This is a genomic window from Vibrio sp. QJM3NY_35, assembly GCF_057785915.1.
On the sequence record NZ_CM173507.1, the window covers coordinates 2,160,934 to 2,187,525 of the forward strand.

At 44.0% G+C, this 26,592-nt stretch carries 25 protein-coding genes and 1 tRNA gene; 2 read left to right on the forward strand and 24 right to left on the reverse strand.

Features of this window, described 5'->3' with window-relative positions:
- Positions 1 to 20: 20 nt before the first annotated feature.
- A complete protein-coding gene (locus AC3CH3_RS09705; protein ID WP_019821068.1) occupies positions 21 to 995 on the reverse strand; it encodes an ABC transporter permease in 975 nt (324 codons plus the stop codon).
- 55 nt (positions 996 to 1,050) lie between these two features.
- Positions 1,051 to 2,685 (reverse strand): ABC transporter substrate-binding protein, encoded by a 1,635-nt coding sequence (locus AC3CH3_RS09710; protein WP_488537053.1) that lies wholly within the window; start codon positions 2,683 to 2,685, stop codon positions 1,051 to 1,053.
- Between the two features lie 501 nt (positions 2,686 to 3,186).
- Between AC3CH3_RS09710 and AC3CH3_RS09715 the strand changes: the two genes are divergently transcribed.
- Positions 3,187 to 3,738, forward strand: coding sequence for an ABC transporter substrate-binding protein (locus tag AC3CH3_RS09715; protein ID WP_488537054.1), 552 nt, complete (start codon positions 3,187 to 3,189; stop codon positions 3,736 to 3,738).
- A 32-nt stretch (positions 3,739 to 3,770) separates the two neighbouring features.
- On the opposite strand, the gene tnpC is transcribed toward AC3CH3_RS09715, so the two are convergent.
- The 9 genes from tnpC to AC3CH3_RS09760 all read right to left on the reverse strand — a co-directional run bounded on the left by tnpC (position 3,771) and on the right by AC3CH3_RS09760 (position 14,056).
- Positions 3,771 to 5,318, reverse strand: coding sequence for an IS66 family transposase (gene tnpC, locus AC3CH3_RS09720; RefSeq protein ID WP_488537055.1), 1,548 nt, complete (start codon positions 5,316 to 5,318; stop codon positions 3,771 to 3,773).
- Between the two features lie 59 nt (positions 5,319 to 5,377).
- Positions 5,378 to 5,731, reverse strand: coding sequence for an IS66 family insertion sequence element accessory protein TnpB (tnpB, locus tag AC3CH3_RS09725; RefSeq protein WP_261893880.1), 354 nt, complete (start codon positions 5,729 to 5,731; stop codon positions 5,378 to 5,380).
- The gene (gene tnpA, locus AC3CH3_RS09730) at positions 5,728 to 6,039 is read right to left on the reverse strand and encodes an IS66 family insertion sequence element accessory protein TnpA (protein ID WP_488537056.1); all 312 of its coding nucleotides are present in this window, start codon (positions 6,037 to 6,039) and stop codon (positions 5,728 to 5,730) included. The genes tnpB and tnpA overlap by 4 nt, the downstream gene beginning before the upstream one ends.
- A gap of 434 nt (positions 6,040 to 6,473) precedes the next feature.
- Positions 6,474 to 7,727 (reverse strand): D-amino acid dehydrogenase, encoded by a 1,254-nt coding sequence (locus AC3CH3_RS09735; RefSeq protein WP_488537057.1) that lies wholly within the window; start codon positions 7,725 to 7,727, stop codon positions 6,474 to 6,476.
- Between the two features lie 225 nt (positions 7,728 to 7,952).
- Positions 7,953 to 8,879, reverse strand: a complete 927-nt coding sequence (locus tag AC3CH3_RS09740) for a LysR family transcriptional regulator (RefSeq protein ID WP_019821060.1) — start codon at positions 8,877 to 8,879, stop codon at positions 7,953 to 7,955.
- A gap of 251 nt (positions 8,880 to 9,130) precedes the next feature.
- Complete coding sequence (gltS, locus tag AC3CH3_RS09745; RefSeq protein ID WP_488537058.1) at positions 9,131 to 10,345, reverse strand: sodium/glutamate symporter; 1,215 nt, start codon at positions 10,343 to 10,345, stop codon at positions 9,131 to 9,133.
- A gap of 254 nt (positions 10,346 to 10,599) precedes the next feature.
- Positions 10,600 to 10,690 (reverse strand) — tRNA-Ser (locus AC3CH3_RS09750).
- Between the two features lie 195 nt (positions 10,691 to 10,885).
- Positions 10,886 to 11,320, reverse strand: a complete 435-nt coding sequence (locus AC3CH3_RS09755) for an L-alanine exporter AlaE (protein WP_488537059.1) — start codon at positions 11,318 to 11,320, stop codon at positions 10,886 to 10,888.
- A 249-nt stretch (positions 11,321 to 11,569) separates the two neighbouring features.
- Complete coding sequence (locus AC3CH3_RS09760) at positions 11,570 to 14,056, reverse strand: hybrid sensor histidine kinase/response regulator (protein WP_488537060.1); 2,487 nt, start codon at positions 14,054 to 14,056, stop codon at positions 11,570 to 11,572.
- A gap of 138 nt (positions 14,057 to 14,194) precedes the next feature.
- On the opposite strand from AC3CH3_RS09760, the gene AC3CH3_RS09765 reads away from it, so the two are divergent.
- Positions 14,195 to 14,764 carry a UPF0149 family protein gene (locus AC3CH3_RS09765; protein ID WP_017062064.1) on the forward strand — a complete coding sequence of 190 codons (570 nt, stop codon included), beginning with the start codon at positions 14,195 to 14,197 and terminating at the stop codon, positions 14,762 to 14,764.
- Between the two features lie 76 nt (positions 14,765 to 14,840).
- Here the strand turns inward: AC3CH3_RS09765 and AC3CH3_RS09770 are convergent, their stop codons facing one another.
- The 13 genes from AC3CH3_RS09770 to cydA all read right to left on the reverse strand — a co-directional run bounded on the left by AC3CH3_RS09770 (position 14,841) and on the right by cydA (position 26,139).
- Positions 14,841 to 15,872 carry a potassium channel family protein gene (locus tag AC3CH3_RS09770; RefSeq protein ID WP_019821052.1) on the reverse strand — a complete coding sequence of 344 codons (1,032 nt, stop codon included), beginning with the start codon at positions 15,870 to 15,872 and terminating at the stop codon, positions 14,841 to 14,843.
- 172 nt (positions 15,873 to 16,044) lie between these two features.
- Positions 16,045 to 17,106, reverse strand: a complete 1,062-nt coding sequence (gene nadA, locus AC3CH3_RS09775; RefSeq protein ID WP_107898496.1) for a quinolinate synthase NadA — start codon at positions 17,104 to 17,106, stop codon at positions 16,045 to 16,047.
- 210 nt (positions 17,107 to 17,316) lie between these two features.
- Positions 17,317 to 18,105: a tol-pal system protein YbgF gene (ybgF, locus tag AC3CH3_RS09780; RefSeq protein WP_488537061.1), complete on the reverse strand. Its 789-nt coding sequence runs from the start codon at positions 18,103 to 18,105 to the stop codon at positions 17,317 to 17,319.
- 33 nt (positions 18,106 to 18,138) lie between these two features.
- Positions 18,139 to 18,681 (reverse strand): peptidoglycan-associated lipoprotein Pal, encoded by a 543-nt coding sequence (gene pal, locus AC3CH3_RS09785; RefSeq protein WP_017062069.1) that lies wholly within the window; start codon positions 18,679 to 18,681, stop codon positions 18,139 to 18,141.
- A 111-nt stretch (positions 18,682 to 18,792) separates the two neighbouring features.
- Positions 18,793 to 20,145 carry a Tol-Pal system beta propeller repeat protein TolB gene (gene tolB / locus AC3CH3_RS09790; RefSeq protein WP_048659648.1) on the reverse strand — a complete coding sequence of 451 codons (1,353 nt, stop codon included), beginning with the start codon at positions 20,143 to 20,145 and terminating at the stop codon, positions 18,793 to 18,795.
- A 12-nt stretch (positions 20,146 to 20,157) separates the two neighbouring features.
- Positions 20,158 to 21,225 carry a cell envelope integrity protein TolA gene (tolA, locus tag AC3CH3_RS09795; RefSeq protein ID WP_019821043.1) on the reverse strand — a complete coding sequence of 356 codons (1,068 nt, stop codon included), beginning with the start codon at positions 21,223 to 21,225 and terminating at the stop codon, positions 20,158 to 20,160.
- 13 nt (positions 21,226 to 21,238) lie between these two features.
- The gene (gene tolR / locus AC3CH3_RS09800; RefSeq protein ID WP_017062072.1) at positions 21,239 to 21,682 is read right to left on the reverse strand and encodes a protein TolR; all 444 of its coding nucleotides are present in this window, start codon (positions 21,680 to 21,682) and stop codon (positions 21,239 to 21,241) included.
- A gap of 3 nt (positions 21,683 to 21,685) precedes the next feature.
- The gene (gene tolQ / locus AC3CH3_RS09805; RefSeq protein WP_017062073.1) at positions 21,686 to 22,369 is read right to left on the reverse strand and encodes a protein TolQ; all 684 of its coding nucleotides are present in this window, start codon (positions 22,367 to 22,369) and stop codon (positions 21,686 to 21,688) included.
- The gene (ybgC, locus tag AC3CH3_RS09810) at positions 22,359 to 22,796 is read right to left on the reverse strand and encodes a tol-pal system-associated acyl-CoA thioesterase (RefSeq protein WP_052879045.1); all 438 of its coding nucleotides are present in this window, start codon (positions 22,794 to 22,796) and stop codon (positions 22,359 to 22,361) included. Before ybgC ends, tolQ begins: the two co-directional genes overlap by 11 nt.
- A 172-nt stretch (positions 22,797 to 22,968) precedes the next feature.
- Positions 22,969 to 23,271 carry a cyd operon protein YbgE gene (gene ybgE, locus AC3CH3_RS09815; protein WP_017067532.1) on the reverse strand — a complete coding sequence of 101 codons (303 nt, stop codon included), beginning with the start codon at positions 23,269 to 23,271 and terminating at the stop codon, positions 22,969 to 22,971.
- Complete coding sequence (cydX, locus tag AC3CH3_RS09820) at positions 23,264 to 23,371, reverse strand: cytochrome bd-I oxidase subunit CydX (protein WP_000270284.1); 108 nt, start codon at positions 23,369 to 23,371, stop codon at positions 23,264 to 23,266. The genes ybgE and cydX overlap by 8 nt, the downstream gene beginning before the upstream one ends.
- Positions 23,372 to 23,402: 31 nt before the next feature.
- Positions 23,403 to 24,539: a cytochrome d ubiquinol oxidase subunit II gene (gene cydB, locus AC3CH3_RS09825; RefSeq protein WP_019821033.1), complete on the reverse strand. Its 1,137-nt coding sequence runs from the start codon at positions 24,537 to 24,539 to the stop codon at positions 23,403 to 23,405.
- 13 nt (positions 24,540 to 24,552) lie between these two features.
- Complete coding sequence (cydA, locus tag AC3CH3_RS09830) at positions 24,553 to 26,139, reverse strand: cytochrome ubiquinol oxidase subunit I (RefSeq protein ID WP_029405340.1); 1,587 nt, start codon at positions 26,137 to 26,139, stop codon at positions 24,553 to 24,555.
- Positions 26,140 to 26,592: the final 453 nt, after the last annotated feature.

The following is a 26,592-nucleotide window of genomic DNA, read 5'->3' on the forward strand; positions in this document are numbered from 1 at the left end:
TAAATTATCCATCATGCGCCTCAATTCGAGATTCTAGGGTCAAGCCAGACATATAGGAGGTCGGCAATAAAGTTAGCGGTTAGTACCGCTGTCACCAAGATAAGAAGAATGGCTTGGATAAGTGGGTAATCACGAGCAACGATGCCTTTAAGAAGGATGTTCCCCAAGCCTTGGTAGTTAAAAACCACTTCGGTCATGATTGAACCTGCGAATGAGAATCCGATTGCCATTGCAATAGCGGTCGCAACAGGAAGGATGGCATTTCGACCAGCATAGCGATACATAACACGATAACTACTCAAGCCTTTGGCCTCTGCCATCGTTACGTAATCCTCACCCAACACGTTGATCATCGCATTACGCATATTGAAGACCCATGTTGCGATACCAACCAAGACCATTGAGCCCATAGGCAACACAGCGTGTTTGGCCACACTGGAAATAAACTCCCATGTAAAACCTGGCTCTAACGATGGGTCATAGGTGTATGCCAAAGGCAATAGTTCAAGTTTTAAACCGAAGAAATAGAACAACAGTAACGCGGTCACGATGTACGGGAAATTACTAATAAATGCCAAAACTGGCGGAACAATTTGTCCAAATAGCCCTTCACGTCGATACGATGCATACGTACCAATACTGACACCAATGATGAGAGCGACAATCAGCGAACCAAGCGCGAGAAACATAGTCCACGGCAGTGCCATAGCAAGGACATCTGAGACACTTACAGGAAACATAAGTACTGATGGCCCCAAATCCAGAGTAAATACGCTTTTCATATAAGCGAAGTACTGTTCGAAAACATTGCCATCAACAAAACCGTACATTTCTCGAACAGCATCCATTTGAGCAGGATCCATTCGACCTTGAGCTGCAGCGAAAAGAGCATCAACAGGGTCACCTGGCATTAGGCGAGGCAACATGAAATTAAACGATATAGCGATTAAGAAAGCGGTAAAATAGAAGCCAAATCGGCGCATTAAAAACGACATAAAAATCTTTTAACCTAGGGGCTACAACCTAAGCTGTAGCCCTCTCAAAAATAACTTACTTAAGGTGTAGATTGTTGAGAATAATTACTCTCTTACCACCGTCGTACCATACTGGCTGTACGTATGGGTCTTTTTCACTTGGCCAACCAACAATATGTTTAGTACTGTATTGGAACCAAGTTGGGTTAGAAAATAGAGGGATAAAGGGAAGGTTTTCAGCGGTAAACTCCTGAAGTTCACTCAACACTTTCTCTTGCTGCTCTGCATCACCAATTTTGCCGAAGCTGTCGATCAATGCGTCGATTTCTGGTGAATTAACACCGTGACCAGCATGCCAAGTTTTTCCGATTCGAGACGTTGAGAAGTACTCTTGGTACGCCAAGATTGGGTTTGTCGCTACCATTGACCAGTTAATTGACATGGTATATTTGCTTTCTTTCAAATTGCTGTCATATACCGCCCAATCCACGGTCTTAACGTTTGCTTTCACACCCACTTCTTCAAAGTATTCAGATACCATCTGAACCACTTGGATCCAGTCGGTCCAACCGTTTACCACCTCAATATCAAACTCAACCGTTTCCCCGTTTGCTTTGTCGCGGAATCCATCACCGTTTTTGTCAACTAAACCCGCTTCATCAAGTAAAGCGTTTGCTCTTTCAACATCGTACTTAGTTAGATAGCCATATTTCTTAGATACATTTTTATCAATGTGCGTTTCGTATAGCTCACCGATGCCACCAACATTGAAGTTTGCGGTCGGATAACCGTAGGCAGCAATATCAACGATGGTTTCACGATCAAGTGCCATAGAAAGTGCTTGGCGTACTCTTAAGTCATCAAATGGCGCTTCTTTGGTATTTACGTAAAGGTGGATCGCATCATTTGCTGGATACCAAAAATGGTTATTTTCTTTATCCATATCGACAAATGTTGACTCAACGTCAGCAATAAAATTTGAACCCCAATCAATCTCACCTTTGATTAAGGCAGGTTGGATCTGAGAGTTGTCATTGTAAGAACGGAAGTTGATGCAATCTAAATAAGGTCTATTTTCTAAATAGTAATTTGGGTTTCGGCACAGCTCCATCTGTTGCGGTTTAATGTATTTAACCGTCGTCATTGGACCACTACCTACCGGGTTAAGGTTGGTAAACGTTGTCAGCTCTTCAACTTTCGACCAAACATGCTTTGGTACAATATGGTAACGCTCTAAGTTCCAAGCAAATGTAGAATCCGCTTCCGTCAGCTCAAACACGACGGTTCGCGCGTCAATAGATTTGATTTCTTTTAAATTACCTGAAGACCAAATACCTTTCTGGTCAAAAGCTGGTGCCTCTTTAGTCAACATAAAGCTAAAAACAACGTCGTCTGCTGTTAACTTTGAACCATCAGACCACTTCAAATTCTCTCGTAACTTAAGCGTCAATGTTTTCAGGTCAGTTGAATACTCAACCGACTCAGCCAGGCGATAATCAACATCACCTGTCATGTTGTTGAATACGACCAATGGCTCAAACATTACCCCATGCAGTAAGTCTTTAGTTGTATAAGGGTTAAAGTTTTCAACAAAGCCAGTATTGATAATTGGCACCGTTAGTGTACCACCCTGCTTAACTTCATCTGCTTGTACAGAGGCTCCGAATAAAGCTCCAATGGCGAGCGAAGCAATCAATGTCTTTTTGTGCATCACGTTGTCCTTTTAATGATAATAACCAGAAAGAAAGCGCTTTCTTTTAACTTTAAAAAAAGGGGGGGGTTTTCGATTCACTATCGGTTACTCGCATCAAGAAACCGCTTTCTTTAGATGGATAATAAGCCGATAGAGTGATTCTTCAACTTACATTTCGGTGAAACGAACCATAGATCACAAATTTAGAATAGATTGAGAATAGAAATACACAACAGTGCCATTCGTCACATTAATTGTTCGCTAACACGAAAAATAATTTAAAAACAATAAGTTAAAACTCACTAATAGTGCCCCCCATCGTCTTTCCTAATCGTCGAACCTCTCACCCATCAATGAACTTATGTGCTTTCTTTAAAATAGCCTTTCCGTCGCGATTCTCAACATACATAGACTGTATCTATGTATGATTCCCTCAAAAACAAAAGAAAGCGCTTTCTTGATCACTAAACCTATGTCAGCATACCAGCCATAAAATGTAAGTTCCCCTTTAGGACAACTATGTTTAACTTTTGGAATGGCAATAAATCAGGTAAAAGACAGCACTATGAGTTGGAGCTAATTCATAGCTTGTTGAATTGGGATCCGAACGAACCTATTGTCGTTCACAGCGATAATACAGACTTTCCAAGAGCTGAGGATGAAGGAAATATATTCCGCAAGAATTATGATGTACTCGTCACGGTGGCGGGAAACCGTAAATTTGCTGATAAGCCTGCAATCAAACTCAACTCTCCAATTTGTAAAGGCTTATTAGGACACCGTATCCTGATAATTAGGGAGCAAGATCAACCCACATTCCATAATATCAACAGCAATAAACTGAAATCACTTATCGCTGGAATTCCTGCGACATGGGCTGATGCTGAGCTGTTTAGAGCAAATGGATATCGGGTACTAGAGCAAGGAACGTTACTAGAGATTCTTAAACTTCTCTCAGATAAAAAGTGTGATTATGTGTCACTAGGAGCTAATGAAGTTAAAAGCATATACCAAGAACATACCTATTCCCTGGATGGGTTAGTCATAGAAAAAAGTATTGTGCTTTATTAGTATCCGCCCCATGAACCCACGGGGCGATATTACTAATGTTTGAAGTTCCAAGGTAGGAGTGCGTCGATATCAGGCTCTGCTTTCGCCAACTCTTTCATGCACTTGACCAGATAGTCGTAGAGGATAAGTCCGTTGGCTTTCGCGGTCTCGACGATGCTGTAAAGCATCGCGCTCGCACCAGCACCGTTTGGTGTGTCAGAGAACAACCAATTTTTTCTGCCAATGACCAGCGGTTTAATTGCGCGTTCAGCGCGATTATTATCGATAGATAAGTGACCATCGTCGATATAACGAATGAGCTTTGGCCATTGTCCGAGCGTATATTTTATCGCTTTACCTAGTGCACTAGAGCCTATCACTTTCTGGGTCGTCATCCATTCGTAAAGTTCATCCAGTATCGGTTTGGCATACGCTTGACGCTCTGCTTTTCGCTCTTGGGCAGGCGCACCTTTTAAGCGTGATTCTATCCCGTAGAGTTTTTGGATTTTAGCCAGCGCCTTATCAGCCTTGCCTGATTTACCTTTCCCTTGAAGCTTCTTCGCATCCATGAACTTGCGACGAGCATGCGCTAAGCACCCTACATTGGTGACGTGATGCAGACCATCATAAGCCGCGTAGCCATCGGTTTGTAGATAACCGTTGTAGTCACCTAAAAAGTCCACGGGACACGCCCTCGCGCGACTGTTTTGGTAGTCGTACAAGGCGATATTTTTCATATTCGGTAGTGCGGCTTCGGGTGAGTCGGCGCCCGAGCAGTAGAGCCACATGTAACACTGTTTCTCTTCTTTGAGCACATTAAGCGGCGTTTCATCCGCTTGAACCACTACTTGTTGAAGAAGATGGTCTTTCAGCGCTTCATATAAAGGTTCGAACTTCTCACTGACTTGGATAATCCACCTTGCCATGGTGGTGCGTGATAGCTCGATACCCGACTGGGTAAACAGCGACTCTTGCCGATAAAGTGGCATCGCGTATTGGTATTTACCCAGAATGATATTGGCAAGCAAGCTTTCTGTCGCGAAGCTCTTAGGGATAAGACTCTGCGGGGCTGGCTTTTGAACGATGCGGCTATTGTCTTTTGTTTTCTCGCACTCGCGGCACGCATATTTAGGGCGGACATATTCCAGCACTTTAAGCACTGCTGGTGTGAACTCTAATTTCTCACTGCGGTCTTCGCCGATTTTATGTAGGTTATGATTGCAGCATGAACACTGCTTTTCATGGTCGTCTAAATCGAGTTCGATAACCTCTCGAGGCAAGGTCGTTGGAAGTGGTTTACGTTTACCACGCTTCTTCGTTATGGTCGTGGTCGTGGTCGTGACCTCAACCTCTTCTTCCTTAGCGGCTTCACATTCCACTTCGTTGAAGAGATCTCCTTGAGATTCATCGTAAGGCTTTAACGCCTCCGAGCGTTTCGCGAATTGACGGTCGAAGGCAAGCTTGAGTTGTTCAAGCAGCGATTGACGCTCTTGTTGCCATTGTGATTCCTTCTGCTCATTCGAGAGCATCAGTGCTTTCACCATCGCTTGTAGCTCGGCAATATCTTGACTTTCTGGGTCGATATTTAGTGTCTTTTTCATGACATTGATTATACTAAAATCGTGCCGTTAACGCTTGGTGGATAAGGCTTTATTATCGTTTAAGTCATTGTAAAATCGTTTATTGTGACAGGTTTATGGCCGATAATTGTGAAGCCAGAAAGCAGCCTATCAAGCTCAAATTGAGTCAAGGTAAATACCTGATTTTTCTCTTTTGATGGCCACTTGTACTTGGCTTTTTCGAGGCGCTTATACCACAGGGCGAAGCCTGTTTTATCCCAGTACAACACTTTGATTTTGTCGCGCTGTTTGTTGGTGAACAGGAACAGTGCGCCACTCCCCAAGGGTAAATCGGTGTCACTTTCGATAATTGCAGCGAGGCCATTGATGGACTTTCTAAAATCGACGCTCTCACGATACAGATAAATGTCTGGTGCGCTCAGCATGCGTTTCATGACAGCGCCCCGATGAGCTCTGCTAGGTAGGTTGCAGGCGTGCCTTGAGGAATACTCAGCTCAACATCATTGACGAGAAGGGTCATGTTAGCGGTTGCTATTTGAGCTTGGTATTTCGTTGTCTTTTCGACGACCTCTGCTCGGACAAAGCCTTGAGATACATCCGCTTTTTTGAGTTGTTGGCGCTTAGCATAAAACGTTGAGGGATTGAGTTCATTGAGCTTACAGAATGCGATCGTTGACAATGAACTCGATTCAGATTGTTCGATAAGCGTTTGCCATTCTTGTTTAGTGTGTCGTTTTCCCATTTCAAATCTCCTCATGGTTGGAGACTTGATCTTATTATTCGTGTTAGGCGATTAGAATGCGGGGTTTATGGAGCGCTTACCTTTATTACCCTCTCCCACTGGTCTTCTATGTCCACCCAGACAAAACACAACTAGCTCAATTACTGGATGACAAACTGCAAGACTACAAACTCACTGGTCAGTTCGAGCTATTTTTTAACCAACATTTTGGGGACGTAGTGAGATCCATTGGATTAGAACATCGTAAAGCTATTAACCTCGTAAATAAGGAGCTACCGCCAGAGCTAAGGTCATTTAAGTCTCAATTCATCTCGTGATTATAAATAGAGGAGACTTAAAACCATGAACCTAGATTTACAACATTAGGAGTATCCGCTTTATGCTCCTAATGTCGGTATCATCAAGCCATAGGCAAGATAACTAACGGCTTGCTTTTACATATATCGGTGGATACTCAAGTCATCAGTTTTAATATCACTAGCTGAGCCACTGACCACGCTTGCCAAGATCTTTCCTGAGCCACACGCCATTGTCCAACCTAGAGTTCCATGGCCTGTATTGGTAAATAGATTCTTGATAGGCGTCTCGCCGATTATAGGCGTACCATCCGGCGTCATTGGCCTTAATCCAGTCCAGTATTCTGCCTTAGAGAAATCCCCCGCCAGTGGGAAAAGATCTTTTATCACCATATCAATCGTGGCTTTACGTTTTTCAGGAATAAGATAATTGAAGCCAGCAAGCTCTGCCGTACCAGCAATGCGAATACGATCATCAAATCGCGTCATCGCGACCTTGTAGGTTTCATCCATAACAGTCGAGGTTGGTGACTTATCTACATTCACGATCGGTAGTGTTAGTGAATAACCTTTGACTGGATAAACCGGGATAGATAAGTCGACTTGTCTCAACAGATCTCGAGAATAACTGCCTGATGCAACTACGTAAGCGTCCGCTTTGAATACACCTTGAGACGTTGTAATACTCTCGATGTTTTGATTCTGATGATTCAAACTTACCACTTCAGTATCAAACACGAACCTAACACCAAGTTGCTTGGCCTTCTCAGTCAGCGCTAAACAGAACTGATGACAATCACCGGTTTCATCATGAGGTAAATATAAGCCGCCCACCAGCTTGTCTTTAACGTCCGCTAAACCCGACTCCACTGACAGACACTGCTCAACATCAAACAGCGAGTGTTTGATTCCACTCTCTGTTAATAGCTTCATATCCTGCTGAATCGCATCGAGTTGCTTCTCGCTTCGGAATACTTGCAAGGTGCCTTTCTGCCTGCCCTCATAAGCCAAATCTTCACTGATTCTTAGATGAGTGAGACACTCTCGACTGAAGTTTGCCACTCTTAACATGCGTGACTTATTCACGGCGTACTTGGCTTCGTTACAGTTGGCCAACATCTTAGTCGCCCAAGCCACTAATTCCGGAGAAAGTGACGGGTTCACCTTTAAGGGAGCGTGCTCTTGGGTAAGCCATTTCATTGCTTTCAACGGAATCCCAGGCGCCGCCCATGGTGAAGAATAACCGTAAGAAATCTGCCCAGCATTCGCAAAGCTGGTTTCCTTGCCACTACTATCTTGACGATCAATAACCGTCACCGAGTGGCCCTCTTTCGCCAGATACCAAGCACTGGTCAAGCCAATAACACCGCTGCCAATCACAATTACTTCCATTCTCTTCCCCTAATGTCCGACAAGGCCAAAATCTGCCGAACACAGCTGTCAGTCTAAAACTCGTTTCGTTAATGATTTGTAACTTATTCCGCACGTGTTGACTTAACAATAGAGATGATGTTGATAAAATGTCAATTCTACTTAAAAACTAATTCGGCAGTTTGAAACTGTGATATTGGCGGTATTTGGGAACTTGGGAGGCGTCGCTAAATAAATCGATTAAGCCTAGATATTGTAAGCGTCATGACTCAAGAAAGTAGCATTTTCAAGTAAGAAATCTAACAAGGTTTCGGCCTGTAGCGTGAGGGCGCGACCTTTCAAAGATTGAACTTTCACCGTCGCCTTCGATAGCATCTCCAACTCGGTCGCAACCACTTCAATCTGTCCTGACTTGATCTCATCGATCACAGTGAGCTTAGGCATAAAAGTTACGCCTAATCCAGCTAAAACAAAGTTAGTCAGTGCGGTCACCGAATTGGTTTGAAGCTTTGGCTGCAAGGTAAGGTGGGAGATTTGTTCGGCCTGCTTTACGAGCCTCCCCATACCGGTCGAGTTATCGATCAAGGCAAGAGAAGCACCTTTAATATCTTGCAGTGTCACTGGTACTTCTTGGGTCGTCAGTACGTGCCCTTTTGGCGCAATAAGCTCTAGAGGGTGACTACGCTCGACGTGTGAATGGAGTTTAGGGTGCGGTGCAGATGCATAGGTGATCGCGAAATCGATCTGTTGATCTTCCAACATTTTCACAGCATCTAAAGCACCAGCTATCTCAATCGATAAATTGATATCAGGGTATCGAGCCATGAAGGTTTGCATCGGTTTAGAGACCAAGTTAGTAATAAACCCTTCCCCAATCGCAATGCTAACGTTACCGCCCTTTAGGTTTTTCAACTTAGTTAGACGAGCCAGCACCGCCGTTTCACTGCGAACAATGGAGCGGTAGTAATTCAACAGTTCGTTGCCCGCCTCAGTCAGCAGTGATTGACGATTGTTGCGTTCCCACACCTTCATTTCTGCTTGTGCTTCAAGCTGCGTCAGCATTCTACTCATTGCCGCAGGGTCAACATTCATCATCTTAGATGCCTTACGCAGTGACCCATATTTTGATAACGCATTCAGATACTCAAGCGCACGGAGATTAAAGTGGTGCATTCAACTTCCTTGTGATTCAACTGACACTTAATCAAGCGTCTCACAAATTTGCTGCGAACACGTATCCCAATTTATCGAGATCGGAATTGTGCTTACTAACTTGTGCACCGAGTCACTTCAAAACATCACATCAAAGGCTGATATACGTGTTTTAGCTTGCTGTCGATAAAACAAAGGCGACAACTTTCGTCATCGCCTTTGTGATCATTATCCCGATGTAAACCTCAAGCAGTTAATAACCGGTCACTTCACTACAGACCAACAAAGAAACTGATCACTAGCGCGTTGATCAAATCAACAAAGAAACCACACACTAATGGCACCACAATGAATGCTTGTGGGCTTGCGCCATAGCGATGAGTTACTGCCGTCATGTTCACAATTGCTGTTGCGGTCGAGCCTAGAGTGATACCACCGAAGCCTGAACATATCACCACAGAGTCGTAGTTTCTTCCCATCAAGTAATAAACGACAAACACAGTAAACAACAGCGAAAGCAAGATCTGGATACTCATGACAACAGAGATATAGCCAAACAGTCCATCGAGATCCCAGATACGCAACCCCATCAATGCCATAGTTAAGAACATGCCTAAGCAGATGTCAGAGATCATCGCTAAGCCTTTGCGGCCTTGAGCGATTTTCTCTTGTGTACGACGCTTCTTAAACAGTGCTCGACCGACGTTTCCGATTAGGATACCTGCGATCAAACAGCTAACGAATAACGGCAGTTTTAGGCCCATTGAGTCGATAACCTCACTCAAGCTGTAACCCAGCATCAGTGTTAAGTTTAGGATTAACCACGCCCACAGAACGCCGTAGTGGCTTAGCTCTGTCTTTGTTTCACTTTCTTGGAATGCACCAACCGTGACCTCTTCTTCATTAGAAGGGCTCACTTTGTGTTTATTGAGTAGATAGTTGGCAATCGGGCCACCAATCACACACGCAGCAATTAAACCAACCGTATTTGACGCCACACCTAGCTCTAGCGCGTTAGCGATACCAAACTCTTCCACAAACATTGGCGCCCACGCTAACGTTGTACCTACGCCACCGATTAAGCTAACAGAGCCCGATAACAAACCCGCTTTAGGATCCATTCCAAAGCCAGAAGCTACAGCCATCCCTACCACGTTTTGCAGAACGATAAAGACGGCAGCAAGAAACAATAGAATGAACAACGGTCGCCCGCCTTTAATCAGTGTTTTAATATCCGCTTGAAGCCCAATACCAGCAAAAAAGTAAAGTAGCAAAAAGTCTCTGACATCTAGGCTAAAAGTGATCTGGATTTCAAACAGATAATAAAGCGCAGCCACGGTAGCGGCACAAACAAAACCACCAATAACTGGCTCTGGTAAAGAGTACTTCCTTAATACTTCAGAGCGCTCGATTAAACCTTTACCAATAAACAGTAATGAGATCGCAATAGTAAAGGAGAGCATTGGAGAAACGAGGGTTTCTGTCATGATGCTATAGATTCCTAAGAGTTAAGATTATTCAAAATGTTGCTTACTCTTAATCTTGTAGATCCAGACCAAGAAATCAAGCGTTTATCGGTGATATCAATCGCTAATCTGGATCAATGTGTTTCAACATAAACAGAGCAAAGGCCATCACAAAAAGGATTTGAAAAGGCGACGTCATGGAAGGAGGCAGATTACGTGAATATAGGAGCTCTAAAACGAGAAAACCCCAGCATTTCTGCTAGGGTTTTGAATAGTGGTGGAAGGATGGGGATTTGAACCCCAGATACGCTATAAACGTATACTCGCTTTCCAGGCGAGCGCCTTAAGCCACTCAGCCATCCTTCCACAAATTGTGTGTTGAGCATGTCACTCAACGAGGCGCTACTTTATTGATTCTGCTTGCTTTGGTCAAGGGGCATTCTCAAAAAAAGTGCCTTTTTCGGTTTGTTCGATTACAAATTAACTCATTAGATCAAAAACAAACCAAATTTCATTCTTTCGCTGCACTTACGCTTGTTGCTTTTCTTAAGCTTGTTGATATTAGCCCGGGACTCGAAACCATTTTCGGCACATATCTAGGAAGTAGCCGTAAAGTACACCCATACCGCACGAGATCACGGCATTACTGGTTACAGCCGTCACGATCTGGTCGCCTGAAGCACCCACTGCCAACAAAATCCCGGCATACACAGGAGATTGGAATAACACGTATGCCATCAAATCAGACAAGTTTTTCATCAATGAGCTTTCTGAAAGCTTTGCACCGTTGCGCAAGAACCAATCACGAAAAACGCCATAAGGCCAAGCGATAGCAATGTTTACCGGAATAGATAACGTTCGAGAAGCAAGAGATTGCTCGAACGTCATACCAGAAATAAACACTTCTACGATCATGCCAGAGATAAAACAGAAAACTACCATAGCAAATGTATCCGCCGCTGCGTTACGAATACAAAATGGACCACGAGACTTCATTGAGCGTTAAACCTAAAATATATCACTACCTATTTAGTGATTTAGCAACATATAAACAAGGCACTTTCGCACCCTACCAGATAATGGCACTATTAAATCACAAGATAAGTAGTCATACATTCCAAATTAAAAATCAAGTTGTAAATTAACAACCAAAAACCACTTAAAAAGCAGTCACTTCAACCAAAAATCCAAACCAAGGTCAAACATTAGACAACTCGTTGTTTACTTACCGTAATTAAACAACATTTAAGCCATCGGTAGGTTTACAGTAATAATATTGATGACATCTTGTGTAGGTGGAGTCCCTAATGAAACCTGCTCTAACGCTTTATCAACTTGATAAGTAAGTTCAGCATTGTTCATTGGTTCAACGTGAACACGTAGGCTCTCTAGCGCAAATTGAATCAGTTCTAGGTTGTTGTCTTCTAGTGCCACATACAAGGTCACTAATAGCTCTTCGGTGTTATCTTTGTTTCGCAGATCAGGTTTAGGCAGTGACTCGCTTTTACTTTTAGAATCACGTTGTTTTACTGCTTGGCTTTCGAGATCATCCTCTTTTACTTCATGGTATTGGTAAAGCTTATTTGAATAGCGGAACAACGCATCATCTAGCTCACGCTCATCGATTGGCTTTGCGATAATATAATCCACACCCGCCCCCAGCATGCGCTCGCGAGTCTCTTTAAAGACATCAGCCGTACAACCAAATACCAATACTGATGACACTTCACCGATCAAAGCACGAATCGCTGTAGTTGATTCAACGCCGTCCATCACTGGCATATGGTTATCCATGAGTACCAAATCAAAGCGCTCAGCAACCACGGCTTGTATCGCAAGCTCACCGTTTTCGACGCTCTTACAAGTAAAGCCTTTACTGCTCATGAAGGTTTCTATGATCACCGTATTCGTTCGGTTATCCTCAACGATCAGTACTTTTAAGCCTGAGTAGTCCAACTTCTTATGTGGCAGACTCTCGATCTCGCCAGGCTGGCATGGTTGAATCTTCAAGCGCACATCAAAGCTCGTGCCTATCCCTTCTTCACTGGTGACGGTAATGCTGCCATCCATCAATTGGGCAATTTTCTTCACTATTGCTAAGCCAAGGCCTGTTCCACCAAAACGCCTTGTAGTCGAAGACTCCGCTTGTTCAAACGGTTTAAAAATTCGCTTTTGAGCTTCTTTAGATATACCAATTCCGGTATCACGAACTCGAATGCTTAGATAGGTGTCACTCCCCTCAACCACTTCTTTCAGGTACACCTCAACAAAGCCTCTGGAGGTGAACTTCACCGCGTTGTTCAATAGATTAAACAAGATTTGGCGAAGGCGAGCTTTATCTGAGAAGTACCAACGACCCGAAGGTACCTCAGAGTACACTTTGAATTGAAGCCCTTTCTCGGAAGACAATGTGTAGTAAACACTGTTAATACTGCCGATGATCGAATCAAGCGGGAAACGCGTTTCATCAAGATCCAACCTGCCCTGCTCGATCTTCGAGAAGTCTAAGATCTCGTTGAGCAGGGTCATCATATGATCGCCGGACTCATACAAACTCTTTAGATGCTTCTCTTGTTCAGAATTTAGAGGCGTTTTTAATAGGATTTGAGCGGTACCCAATACTCCATTCATCGGAGTGCGAATTTCATGTGACAAGGTCGCAAGGAAAGCGGTTTTTGCATTGGTGGATGCCTGAGCTTTAACCTTTTCCGCTTCGAGATAAATGGTCTTTTCGTTGAAGGTTTTAATCAAATGGCCGATTTCGTCATCACTCGAGTAATCCACATCAATGATTTCGCCCGCTTTCGAGCTATCAACCTGTGCTGCAATCCTTGTGATTGGACTAATCAAATAACGGTTCAATAAGTAATACCCCGCCATGACACAAAGTAGCAGCAGCGGAACAATACCGCCTTCAATACTCATCACTTGACGAAACACTTCGTCTGCTACCCGTGATTTGGAGTTCACCACATCCACTTGCCAGCCAAAATCACCAAATTGATTGCTACTGATGTAAATGCTTTCAACGAGATTAAAGTTATGCGATACCAACTCTTGGTTAAGCTTATCTCTGAGCGTAATGCCAAGGTTGTATTCTTCGGCGTGGTTCTTGATAAAACCAAGCAGCTCTTCGAGCGAGAGATCCACCGTGGCAACACCGGCAAAAGTACCGTCGTAATAATAAGGGGAAGACGCCGTAATCATTCGAACGTGTGTGTATGGGTCGATATACACATCACTCCAAGAGATAGTGCCTTGTTTTTGGTTGACGACAGAGGTGTACCAATACTCTTCTTGATAAGGGGCATTTTTGGGGTTGTTGTAAGAATATATCTGGTCGATTATTCCATCGTCGGCTTTATTAAAAAAGTAACTGTTGAGAAGCTTTTTAGAATCAAGCGCATAAGGTTCGGGCCAAATACCGGCACTGACAATCGTATCGTCGCTCGCCGCCAACATGGACTTAAAGAGCGGAATAACATCATCACCGTTACGATGCGCTTGAGCAAACCCAACGAGACTGTCTACGAAGCCTCGAGAACTACTGAGTGGCTCTGTAATCAATGCGGATAACAGTTGCGTACGCAAGTCGAGGTTTTGTTGTAATTTGGCGCGCACAGGGGATTCTACGACGTAATACGTCACACTACCGACAATGGCAATAAACATCGCAAGGTATAATCCGAGCGCTACCATGCTTTTTTTCTTTAAAGACGACCGTATCTGCATAATTCTTTTATTGTTTTCTTTTCTGTTAAACCTAGTGTTTATCATCCATGACATCAAGCCTTTTTAGATTGAAGCTTGATTGGCACAAGTTCATTGGTACTATAAGCGCAAATATGTTCCCTTTTACGGTACCTCACTTTGACTTTACAAGATATTCTTGCGCTTCCAGAGTTGGAAGGAAAGCTAATCACAGAACACAAAACAATGGGCTTTGTCACTGCAATGGCAGCGGCACCGAATGTGTTAACCCCGCATGAGTGGCTACCGTTCTTATGGGGTGGCGAAGAAGTCGCACCTTTTACGGATGGTGAACAGCTAGAAAGCTACATTGAAGTTATCATCGAGCTTTGGAATAAAACCCGCCCAGAACTGATTGAAGGGACTTGGGTTTGGCCTGAAGCTTGTCAATTAGACGACGAAGAAGTGGTGAACACTGCCGCTCGTGATTTTTGTGAAGGCTTGCTTCAAGGCTGGCAGATTGCTCGCGACGATTGGGAAACACTAATGCCTGAAGAGAGCGAAGATAACGCACTCGTTGGCGGTGTCCTGCTGTCACTGAGCATGCTTTACGATCCAGAAACGTCAATTGCTACGCTTGCAGAGCAAGGCATCGAAGGCCTAGAGCAATTTGAAGAGATCTTTAACGCTGTACCTGTAATGCTTTGCGGTCTAACACAGCGCGGTATTGCGCTGGCTGAAGCTCAATAAAAGTTGGCTTTATACATACCAAAAGGCCTCATTATGAGGCCTTTTTTAGTTTCTAGACGAGATGAAAATAGTCGCTTTAGAAGCCTTTCCAATCGAAGTCATCAATTCGCTCGTCGGCAATATAGAACAGCTTAGTGCCACTGCTGACCACTTGATCTAACTCTGGGTTGAGTTCAATACCGCTCCCCGTATCAATGGCGATCAGTGTTGCTTGATACTTCTCTTTAAACACAGAGAAAATAGGCGCGACGGTGACAGGCTCAGCGTCTTCAGGGAAGTACGTTGAATACTGTGTCATGCCTCTTGTTGAGCTCAATAACTCTTGATGAAGCGCACTTGATCCTGGGTCTACTGCAGCCTTTGCTAGCATCTCAGCACCCACAGCTGGAATACATTCTGAGTTAGGGCAATGCTTATGTAGCAAATCGCTCAACGCTTCGTCTTTAAAGTAAACAAGAAGGTGTGCCTTAGGATTTCGGTTGGCACAGTAAAGCGCCGCAGATAACGTAATGTCGTCTTCTGGATTATCAATCAGGATGCAACTTGCAGACTCAATGCCCGTTTTCTCCATCTCTTTGCCATCGGTGTAGCTGTTTACTTTGACGAAGTTAATTTCACCGGGTAACGGGTTCTCGATATCTGAGCGCGTACATAACACGATTGGTCGTTTACCCGTTTCTTCGTGTTGTAGCATGCGGATGAGATGAATGGTTCTTTGCTCATTCCACCCCAACATCAAAATGTGGTTGTCCACTCTAACTCTCCTTTTTCCTAGCAAGCCCGCTCGCCAATATTCAACACCTTCTGTCGCCACTTTACCGAGTAACGCGGCGAAAAGGCTCAACCCGCCTGGAATCACAAATAGAATAACGATCCACTGCCCCGCTACCGTGGTTGGGGATAAATCACCATAACCAACTGTAGAAGCCGTCACCACCAAATAGTAAGCGAATACGGTAACCGAACTGGTTAAATCTGTTTCACCCGCCAAATACAGCATCGACCACGATAAAGCGATGTAGCCAAGAAAAGTGAACAGTAAATTTTTGCCGTTCAAAACAAAGATGTTTGCTTTGATCCAGCGTTTGAGTTGTAACCAGATTATCATTCGAGCCTCTAATCTTTTCCTCTTACTTACATGCTAGAAAAAATACCTGATATCAACAAGATGTATCATCAGAAAAAGATACATGACCACAAGATTGATATTGGCGGCCTATACGCAGGTACAAAAAAACCAGCACGATTGGCTGGTTTTTTGGGTTAGATAAAAGAGCGGCTTACGCGTTACCTTTTACCTGCACATTTAACTGCTCTGCAAAATCTAGCATGCGGTTCAATGGAATAAGAGACTTAACGCGTAATTCGTCAGAAACGAAGATTTCGTGTTGCTTACCACCATTCTCAAGCGCGTTTTCAATCGCTTCAAGGCCGTTCATTGCCATCCAAGGACAGTGTGCGCAGCTACGACACGTTGCACCAGCACCCGCTGTCGGCGCCTCAATCAGCTCTTTTTCAGGAACCAATTGTTGCATCTTGAAGAAGATGCCTTTGTCTGTCGCAACAATCATCTGTGGATGAGGCAGCTCTTTTGCTTTCTTGATCAGTTGGCTTGTAGAGCCTACGGCATCAGCCAGTTCAACCACACTTGCTGGTGATTCTGGGTGAACCAAGATAGCGGCTTCTGGGTATACCGATTTCATTTTCTTCAAAGCATCAGCTGAGAACTCATCATGAACGATACACTCACCTTGCCAAAGCAACATGTCAGCGCCAGTTTGATTTGCGATGTAAGAACCTAGGTGACGGTCAGGGCCCCAAATAATGGGTTTGCCTTCAGCGTCTAGGCTTTCAACGATTTCTAAAGCGATGCTCGACGTCACTACCCAATCTGCACGAGCTTTAACAGCTGCAGAGGTGTTCGCGTATACAACCACGGTATGGTCAGGGTGAGCATCACAAAATTCTGTAAACTTGTCAGCTGGACAACCAAGATCAAGTGAACATTCAGCTTCAAGTGTTGGCATTAGAATGCGTTTTTCAGGCGTCAGAATCTTCGCAGACTCACCCATGAAACGAACACCAGCGATGATCAAAGTGCTTGCTGAATGACGGTTACCGAACTTAGCCATTTCTAAAGAATCGCCAACGAAACCACCAGTTTCTTCAGCCAGAGCCTGAATTTCAGGATCTGTATAGTAGTGTGCAATTAGAACTGCATCTTTTTCCTGAAGTAGTTTTTTGATGTTCGCGATGTGGGCCTGTTTCTGAGCGTCGCTCAATGGAACTGGCTTCGGCGGAAACGGGTAAACTGTATCGATTTTATCTAGTATATGACTCATTGCTCTTGCTCTACGCAACTTCTTCCGAGAATCCGAGTATTCTACACAGGACAGCGATTGGGATCAAAAAGGATTGGTTGCAAGCAGTGGCTAGCTAATGCTTAAAACGCATAAACAAGGCGACGTGTTGGCATCACAAAGAAGATAAGTAAACACTAAACGGAAGTAATCAGGTATAAAAAAGAGGCGCCTAAGCACCCCTATTTTGTTTTATAAGTGGGTTTTCGCCACTTTTGCCGAAGCACTATTTGGGTACTCGGTCACGACTTGTTGGTAATATTTCTTAGCTTGCGTCGCGTTGTTGTTGCGCGCAGCTATGTCACCAAGCTTAACCAGTGCATCTGCTCGCTTGTTTGAGTCTTTGTACGACACAACAGCGGCAAAGCTCTTCACGGCTTCTTTATCTTGCTTCTTAGCGAAATAAAGCTGACCTAACCAGTAATGTGAGTTAGGTGTGAAGGTAGAATCTGGGAAGTCTTTTTGAAACTTTTGGAATGCTGAGATAGCACCCGTGTAGTCTCGTTGCTTTAGAATCATATCTACAGCATTTTGATAAGCGGTTTGCTCATCCACATCAGTACTGAACGTACCAGAAGCGTCTTTAGAGCCTTCACTCGCCGCCACTGCTACCGTTGCGGTGCCTGCTGCTTTCACCTCACCTCTCACACGGTCCAGTTCAATGAACAGTTCACGTTGGCGCTCTAGCATTTGCTTCATATCGTAGCTATTTCGTTCCAGCTCACCACGAAGTTCACTGATCTCCAGTGCCATGTCGTCGATTTGCTGTTGCATTTGAAGCTGAACAAGGTTGCGATTTTGAAGCAGGCGTTCTAAACGCTCAATATCTGATTCGTTAGATGCAGACGCTGCTCGAGAGGAAGATGATGAATTAGTTGCGGTGCTATTGAGATCGGATACTGGAGCTGGTGCAGCGAACGCGGTGTTCGCTGCACTTGCCAGTAACGAAAGCAAAATAACTCGCTTTGTGTTACTGAACATGAGGCAATTCCTCAATTATATAGCCTACTAAAATTAGTAAACTAGTACTGCGCGACGGTTTTTAGCGTACACATCTTCAGATTGACCTAGAAGAAGTGGCTTCTCTTCACCGTAGCTTACGATAGAGATTTGGTCTGCTTGAACACCTAGAGCTTGTAGGTATTTCGCTACAGCTTGTGCACGACGCTCGCCAAGTGCGATGTTGTACTCAGGAGTACCGCGCTCATCAGCGTGACCTTCAATAGTAACGTTCATGTCAACGTTCTTAACTAGGTAAGCTGCGTGAGCTGCTAGCATTTCTTCGTAATCGCCAGCGATAGTAGAGTTATCGAATGCGAAGTAGATTGTTTGAGTTTCACGTAGCGCTTGCTCTTTAAGCTCTTGCTCAGACAGTTGACCGTTAGCGTCAATTGGCGTTACAACAGTTGTGTCTACGTTGCCTTCTGAACCTGAAGTTGTTTGGTTGCTTTCAGTACCAGATGTTGCAGATGTTGCTTCATCAGTTGAGCTACATGCCGTTACTGCCATCACTGGTAGTGCAATCATCAAGCCTTTAAGAACTTTGTTAAGTTGCATCTTTTTTTCCTTACGTTATCAAACTTAGTTTCTACAGCGACTAAGTGCTATAGATAGTTAAACGCCACAATAGTTAACACTATCAATAGCTAATAGAATGTATTACTTAAACTAGAGGAACGGTGACCATGCAGGCGCTCTTACACGTCCGTTGGTTGCCGGTAATCTAGCTTTGAAACGGCCATCGATAGAAACCATCGATAGTACGTTTGTCTTGTTGTAAATAGAGCTATAGATAACCATACCTCCATTCGGTGCAATACTTGGAGATTCGTCTAACAATGTTTTTGTTAGTACCTGAACCGCACCTGTTTCCAAATCCTGCTTAGCCAAGTTAAAACCTGAGTTGCTACGATTGACCATGATTAGGAATCGTCCATCAGGTGTGATCTGGCCACCTAAGTTTTGGCTACCTTGCCAAGTAATACGAGAAGTCGAATTATTTGACAAATTTACATTATAAATCTGTGGTTTACCACCACGATCCGATGTGAAAATTAGAGACTTGCCATCTGGGTGCCAGAATGGCTCAGTATTATTCGAACGGCCGCGGGTAATTTGAGTCAGCTTACGGCTAGCAAGGTCAAGTGTGTACACCTGAAGGCTGCCCGTTTTCGACAATACCAATGCCAATGTTTTACCATCTGGCGAGAATCTTGGCGCACCATTGTGACGAGGGTATGACGTCACTTTCTCACGTTCACCCGTGTAAATATTCATGATGAATATTTCAGCTTGACCATTCTGGAAGCTCACATAAGCTAGCTTTTTACCGTCTGGTGACCATGCGGGAGACATGAGAGGCTGCTTAGAACGAAGTACTAAACGCTCGTTAAAACCATCGTAGTCAGCAACACGAAGTTGGTACGGGTACTTGTCTTTGTCGTTCACTACCACGTAAGAGATACGAGTTAAGAACGCACCTTTCTCGCCAGTCAGTTCTTCATACACTAAATCAGAAATACGGTGCGCGTACTCTCTCAAGCGTTTGCCCGGAACCGTCGCTTTCTTATTGAACAAAACGTGATCTTTAGAAAGTACTAATTGGCCTTCATCGCTTAACGCACGGCTTTGTCCTTTGGTCAGTTGACCACGAACAATGTCAATCAACTGGTAGTTGACTACATATTGCCCTTCAGCATTTTTAGTGATGCTACCTGTAAGCAGTGAGTCAACACCTAGGTTGGTCCAAGCATCAAAGTTCACCTCAGTTTCACTGTAAGGCGTTTGAGGCATTTTGCTTGTCGCAACTGGGCTGAATTTACCACTACGTTGTAAGTCAGAAGCGATAACTGCTGATACATCGTGTGGTAGCGGCTCTGCGCCTTCCCAACGGAAAGGGACAATAGCGATAGGTCTTGCGGAGTTAATACCGTCTGTAATAACCAGCTCCAGTGCCGCGTGTGCAAACTGGCTGCTTGTAGCTATTAAGAAAACAAAACTCAGTAATAGTTTCTTTAACACAAGTTCGTCCTTTTACTCTGGTGATACAAGTAAGTTAATGTCTTTCAGTGATTTCACAATGTCTGGGTCTTTCGGCAACGGGTAAGATTGCACTTGTGCCACAGCACGCTTGGTTGCTGCGCATAAACGGCTATCGCCATCTAAGATACTTAAGCTACCCAATATCGCGTTAGAGCCCGTTGGAATCAGCTTAAGGTTCACTCGACATGAGCGTCCTCTATAGCTGTCTTCTAACAACAGGTTCTGCTGAATCAGTTGGGTATAAATAGCGCCGTAACGCTGTGCTTCATCAGTAATAAATTGCTGTCTTGCTGAAGAGTTTTGAGTCGCTTCCGTTTCAAGGCCAGCAAAGATATCGTTCAATGCTGCTTCTTGTTGTTTACGCTCTTTTTCTGCTTTTGCTGCAGCTTCTTTAGCCTTACGGGCTTTCTCTGCTGCGGCTGCCGCTTCTTTCTCTTTCGCTATGCGTTGCTTTTCAGCGCGTTCAGCGGCTTCTTTCTCTTTACGAGCTTTGTCTGCTGCCTCTTTCGCGGCTTTTTCTTTTGCCACGCGTTCTTGTTCAGCTTTTGCGATTGCCGCTTCTTTGGCTTTACGCTCGTTCTCGGCTTTCACTAACGCCGCTTCTTTCAACTTGCGGTCAGCTTCGGCTTTAGCGGCTTTCTTTTGCTCTTGCTGTAAACGCGCTTCTTCAGCTTTGCGCTGTTTCTCTTTCTCAACTCGGCGCTTTTCAGCTTCACGAGTCGCTTTAGCCTCTTTCGCTTGCTGTTCTTTTAGCTTGCGAATATTTTCTTCTTCAGCTTTACGATTCTTTTCAAGTCGTTCGCTTTCACGTCTCAGTTTGTCTAGACGCTCTTGCTCTTTCTTGCTTGCCGCTTCTCTTTGTTGACGAATCTGTTGAGCTTGCTGACGAACCAACTGAGGATCAATCACCACTGCTTGAACCATCTGCCCTGTAGGTTTTGGCTCTGACATCGTGAAATCCGCTCCCCAAATGAGCGCAACGAATAAAATGACGTGCAGCCCAAGAGAAATAAGAAGCGGTGATCTGAAATTATTGGATTTTTTATTATTCGCTTTCATGAATGCTACGGAGCTATTCCCTTATATCCGTTAAAAGGCCAACCTTTGGCACACCTGCACGGCTTAATTCATCAAGTAATAAAACCACTTCAGCGTATGGCGTTGCGGCATCACCACCAACCGCCACTGGAGAGTTTGGCTTCAGAGACAACTCGGCTTTCACACGGACGATAATATCTTCCATAGATAAGCCACGCTGTACTTCTTCGTCATTAACGCTCAAACCAAGTTCACCGTCTTTGTTCACTTCAACGATGATGAAACTTGCGTTGTCATCACCCAATAGGTCTTGTGCCGATTTAGCCGTTGAAGCCTGAGGCAGTTCAACGTCAACGCCTTGAGTAACAAACGGCGAAGTCACCATAAAAATGATCAGCAAAACAAGCATAACGTCGATGTAAGGTACAACGTTAATCTCTGCTGTCATTTTTCGTTTTTTAGGTTGGTATCCAGCCATCTATTATTCCCTGCCAGCCATCGCTTGACGGTGAAGAATACTGTGGAACTCTTCAGAGAAAGTCGCGTAGTTGTGCTCTAACTTGCCTACTCGGCTGCTGAAGCGGTTGTACGCCATTACCGCTGGAATCGCAGCGAATAGACCCATTGCTGTTGCGATCAGTGCTTCTGCAATACCAGGAGCAACCATTGCGAGCGTCGCTTGCTTCACTTCACCTAATGCGATGAATGAGTGCATGATGCCCCAAACCGTACCAAATAGGCCGATGTATGGGCTGATAGAGCCAACAGTCGCCAAGAAAGGTAAGTTAGTTTCTAGTTCATCAACTTCACGAGCAACGGCAACGCGCATCGCACGGCCAGTGCCTTCCATAATGAAGTCAGGTGATGTTGCATTCGATTTACGAAGGCGAGCGAACTCAGTAAAGCCTGCGTAGAAAATTTCTTCAGTACCAGAAAGCTCGTCTTTGCGTTTGTTGCTCTCTTGGTACAGTTTTGCAAGATCAACGCCTGACCAAAATTTGTCTTCAAACACTTCTGTTTGTTTAGAAGCTTGAGATAACACTTTACTTCTTTTTATGATCATCGCCCAAGAAACAACAGACATGCCCATAAGAGTCAGCATGACCATCTTAACTAGTAAACTAGCTTCTAAAATTAGGCCTAAGATTGAGATTTCAGCAGTCACTATTCGTTAGCTCCGTGAGAATAAATGTTGGCATTGCTTTGGGTTTCATTTTTTGATTATCGATACATGCTACCTTAACCATTGCTTTACACAATGCCTTGCCATCAGGATTTACGATCTCTTGACAGAAGACCAAGGTAGCTCGCTTCAACTCGTAAATATTTGTAATGACTTGTAAAGAATCATCAAGACGCGCGCCTTGAATAAAATCAATGTCCATATGTCGGACTACAAAACCGATGTTTTGTTCTAACAATACTTGCTGAGAAACGCCAATTGAGCGCAGCATCTCAGTTCGAGCGCGTTCGAAAAACTTAAGATAGTTTGAATGGTATACAACGCCACCCGCATCGGTGTCTTCGTAATACACTGTCACTGGCCACGTATATGGCTTAGATAATCCCTGCAATTTGATACCACAATCCAAAACGATAAAGATCTCACTATAACCTAACTCCTTATCATTAATAGTATATCGCTGTGAATTTTTTGATTTGAGAGACGAAAAAAAAGGCCATCTGTATAAGATGACCTCTTTTTGGCTAAAAACCCAACAAGTATAAAGGCTCACGTTGTTATGAACCTAAATCCTTTGCCTTTTATAGAAGGCGCAGCGTCGTTAGGTAGAGCAAAATTGTGAGTGAAACATATGGGCTAAACAGTAGCTGCCACATCCAAGCTCTTGGCTTAAATCCGATACCGTAAACCATGCTTGAGCATACTGCCCAAATGAACATTGGCCCGATGATCGCGTTAAAGCCACCGATGCTTGTCGCATACGCTTCAGGATCCCACATCACTAAACCCACATGCATGAAACCCAATACTAGGGATAAGGCTCTAAGCAGAGTCTTATCCATTGGTTGATGCAGCTTAGCGATTTGCTCTGCGAGATTACTCACTGTCTTTGTCCATCATTTCTGAATGCTCTAGCCATAGAGCATTGATGATGCCGAATGCACATGCTAGAAGTACACCCAAAATCCATGCGAAATACCACATAAAATTTCTCCTAAGTTATTTAACTTCTAGCTTAGTAAGCTGAAACGTCGTTATCTTCGATGTGTTTCTTATCTAGACGACCGAACATTTTGTAGTATGTCCAAGTTGTGTAGCCAAGAATTACAGGAACCATTACCGCCGCAACGACAGTCATAAGACCAAGCGTTAGCTCACTCGCTGTTGAATCCCACATAGTCAAGCTTTGGTTAGGGTTCAGGCTTGATGGCATTACGAATGGGAACATTGCAAAACCAGCCGTTAAAATAACACCAGCGTTCGATAGGCTTGAGAACAAGAATGCGAAACCACCACGCTCAAAGCGAGATGCAATCACAGCAAGCAGTGGCATCGCTACACCAAGGATCGGCGCAGCCCACATTGCTGGATATGTTTCGAAGTTTGTCATCCAAGCACCCACTTGAAGTGATACTTCTTTGTTTAATGGGTTTGAGTCAGCAAACGTATCGATAGTGCTCGTAATTACATAGCCTTCGATAGATTGAACCCAGAAACCACCAATAACGAATAGAGCAATAGCAATTAGGCCAGTGATCTGAGCAACGTTACGAGCACGAGCGTGCAGCTCTTCTGTTGTCTTCATTTGAAGCCATGTTGCACCTTGCATCACGAACAACATCAGAGCCAACACACCACAAAGCAATGCAAATGGGTTAAGCAGAGCGAAGAACGTACCATGGTACTTAGACATCATAAATTCGTTCAGTTCAAATGGAACACCTTGTAGTAGGTTACCAAATGCCACACCGAAAATGATTGGTGGTACTGCGCCACTAAAGCAAAGTGCATAGTCCCAAGTTTTGCGCCATTTTGGATCTTCGATCTTAGAGCGGTAGTCAAGAGCAAGTGGACGTAGCCAAAGTGCTGCTAGCGTCACGTACATTGCAAAGTAGAAACCAGAGAAAGACGTCGCGTAAACCAGTGGCCATGCAGCAAACAATGCACCACCCGCAGTGATAAGCCAAACTTGGTTACCATCCCAGTGAGGGGCAATCGTGTTTAGCATAATACGACGTTCAGTGTCGCTCTTACCGATAACAGGTGACAGAGCGGCAACACCCATATCAAAGCCATCAGTTACGGCGAAACCAACCAGTAGAACACCGATCAATACCCACCAAATAAGTCGTAAGCTTTCGTAATCAAACATAATATTCCCTCACTTATACTTCAACTGAACGGCTAACTTTGTCTTCAACAGAGTTATCGTTTTGTTCGAAGTGGTAACGGCCTGTCTTCAAGCTACTTGGACCTTTACGTGCGAATTTCAGCATTAGGTAAACTTCAGCAATCAAGAACACTGTGTACAGTGCCAGGATAGCGAATAGAGAAGTCCAAAGCTGTTCGATAGTTAGTGCAGATGCAGCAACGTTAACCGGTAGGATTTCACCAACCGCCCATGGTTGACGACCAAACTCAGCAACGAACCAACCTGCTTCAATCGCAATCCAAGGCAGTGGGATTGAGAATAGCGCAGCTTTAAGTACCCATGGTTTCTGTTCGATCTTCTGACGACACGTTTGAACAAACGCAGCACCGAATACGAACAACATGATGAAGCCACAAGCAACCATCAGACGGAATGACCAGAATAGAGGCCAAACTGTTGGGATAGAATCATCCGCAGCCATTTGGATTTGGTCTTCTGTTGCATCAACAACTTCGTCTGTGTAGCGCTTAAGAAGTAGACCGTAACCTAGGTCACCTTTCACTTCGTCGAAAGCAGCCATGTTTTCTTCAGATTTGTCGCCTGCACGTAGCTTTTCAAGCAATTCGTACGCGTACATACCCGTGCGGATACGATCAACGTGGTCATCACGTAGGTCACGCAGGCCCGTTACTTCTTTATCGAAAGAACGTGTTGCGATGATACCCATTACGTAAGGAATTTTAATTGCGTAGTCAGTATTCATTGTCTCTTGGTTTGGAATACCAAAAACAGTAAATGCTGCTGGTGCTTCTTCAGTGTGCCACTCTGCTTCTACAGCAGCGAGCTTCACTTTTTGAACTTCACCAAGCTCGTAACCAGATTCATCACCTAGTACGATTACTGACAAGATCGCCGCCATACCGAAAGATGCTGCAATCGCGAAAGAGCGACGAGCAAAGGCAAGGTCACGACCTTTAAGAATGTAGTATGAGCTGATACCAAGGATGAACATTGCACCCGTTGTGTAACCAGACGCTACTGTGTGTACGAATTTAACTTGTGCTACTGGGTTTAGTACAACTTCAGCGAAGCTCACCATTTCCATACGCATGGTTTCAAAGTTAAATTCCGCACCCACTGGGTTTTGCATCCAGCCGTTTGCTACCAAGATCCAAAGCGCAGAGAAGTTAGAGCCAAGTGCTACTAACCAAGTTACCGCTAAGTGTTGACGCTTTGACAGTCTGTCCCAACCGAAGAAGAATAGGCCAACAAAAGTAGACTCTAGGAAGAATGCAACAAGCGCTTCGATAGCTAGCGGAGCACCAAAGATGTCGCCAACATAGTGAGAATAGTAAGACCAGTTAGTACCAAACTGGAACTCCATGGTTAAGCCTGTCGCTACACCAAGAGCAAAGTTAATACCAAACAATTTACCCCAGAACTTGGTCATGTCCTTGTAAATTTGCTTGCCAGTCATTACATAAACTGACTCCATAATGGCAAGTAGAAATGCCATACCTAAAGTCAGTGGAACAAATAGGAAGTGATACATCGCTGTAAATGCAAACTGCAATCGCGACAGATCAACAACATCAATCATGGTAACTCCTTTGTGTCGGCTGAATGACACTTGTGTGATTATTCACCTCAAAAATCCATGTTAAAACAATTTATGTAATTGTTATTACAAATTGAAATTTGTAGCAAAAACGTACCGTTATAGTTAGATTATTGTTAAGCATGAGCTAATATAGCTGGCGCTAATATTACTGGTAAAATCAGTATGTTTCAAAAGGTTTATGGGAGAACCCTGCGTTGATTTGTATCAAATTTATTCGAGCAAATTAGAGTTATTTTTGTACAATTATGATTAAAATCACACCAATTATGCTTGTCTTAATAACAGCGCATGATATCTGTGACAAATGCTCATCACCGCCTCAACATCCGAATTACAACTACCTATAAAGTATTAACAAAAAATATGACAACTTATTTCATTTTCTGTTATCTAAATCAAACCTGAAATCAAAGTTTCCATTTTTGAAGCGCC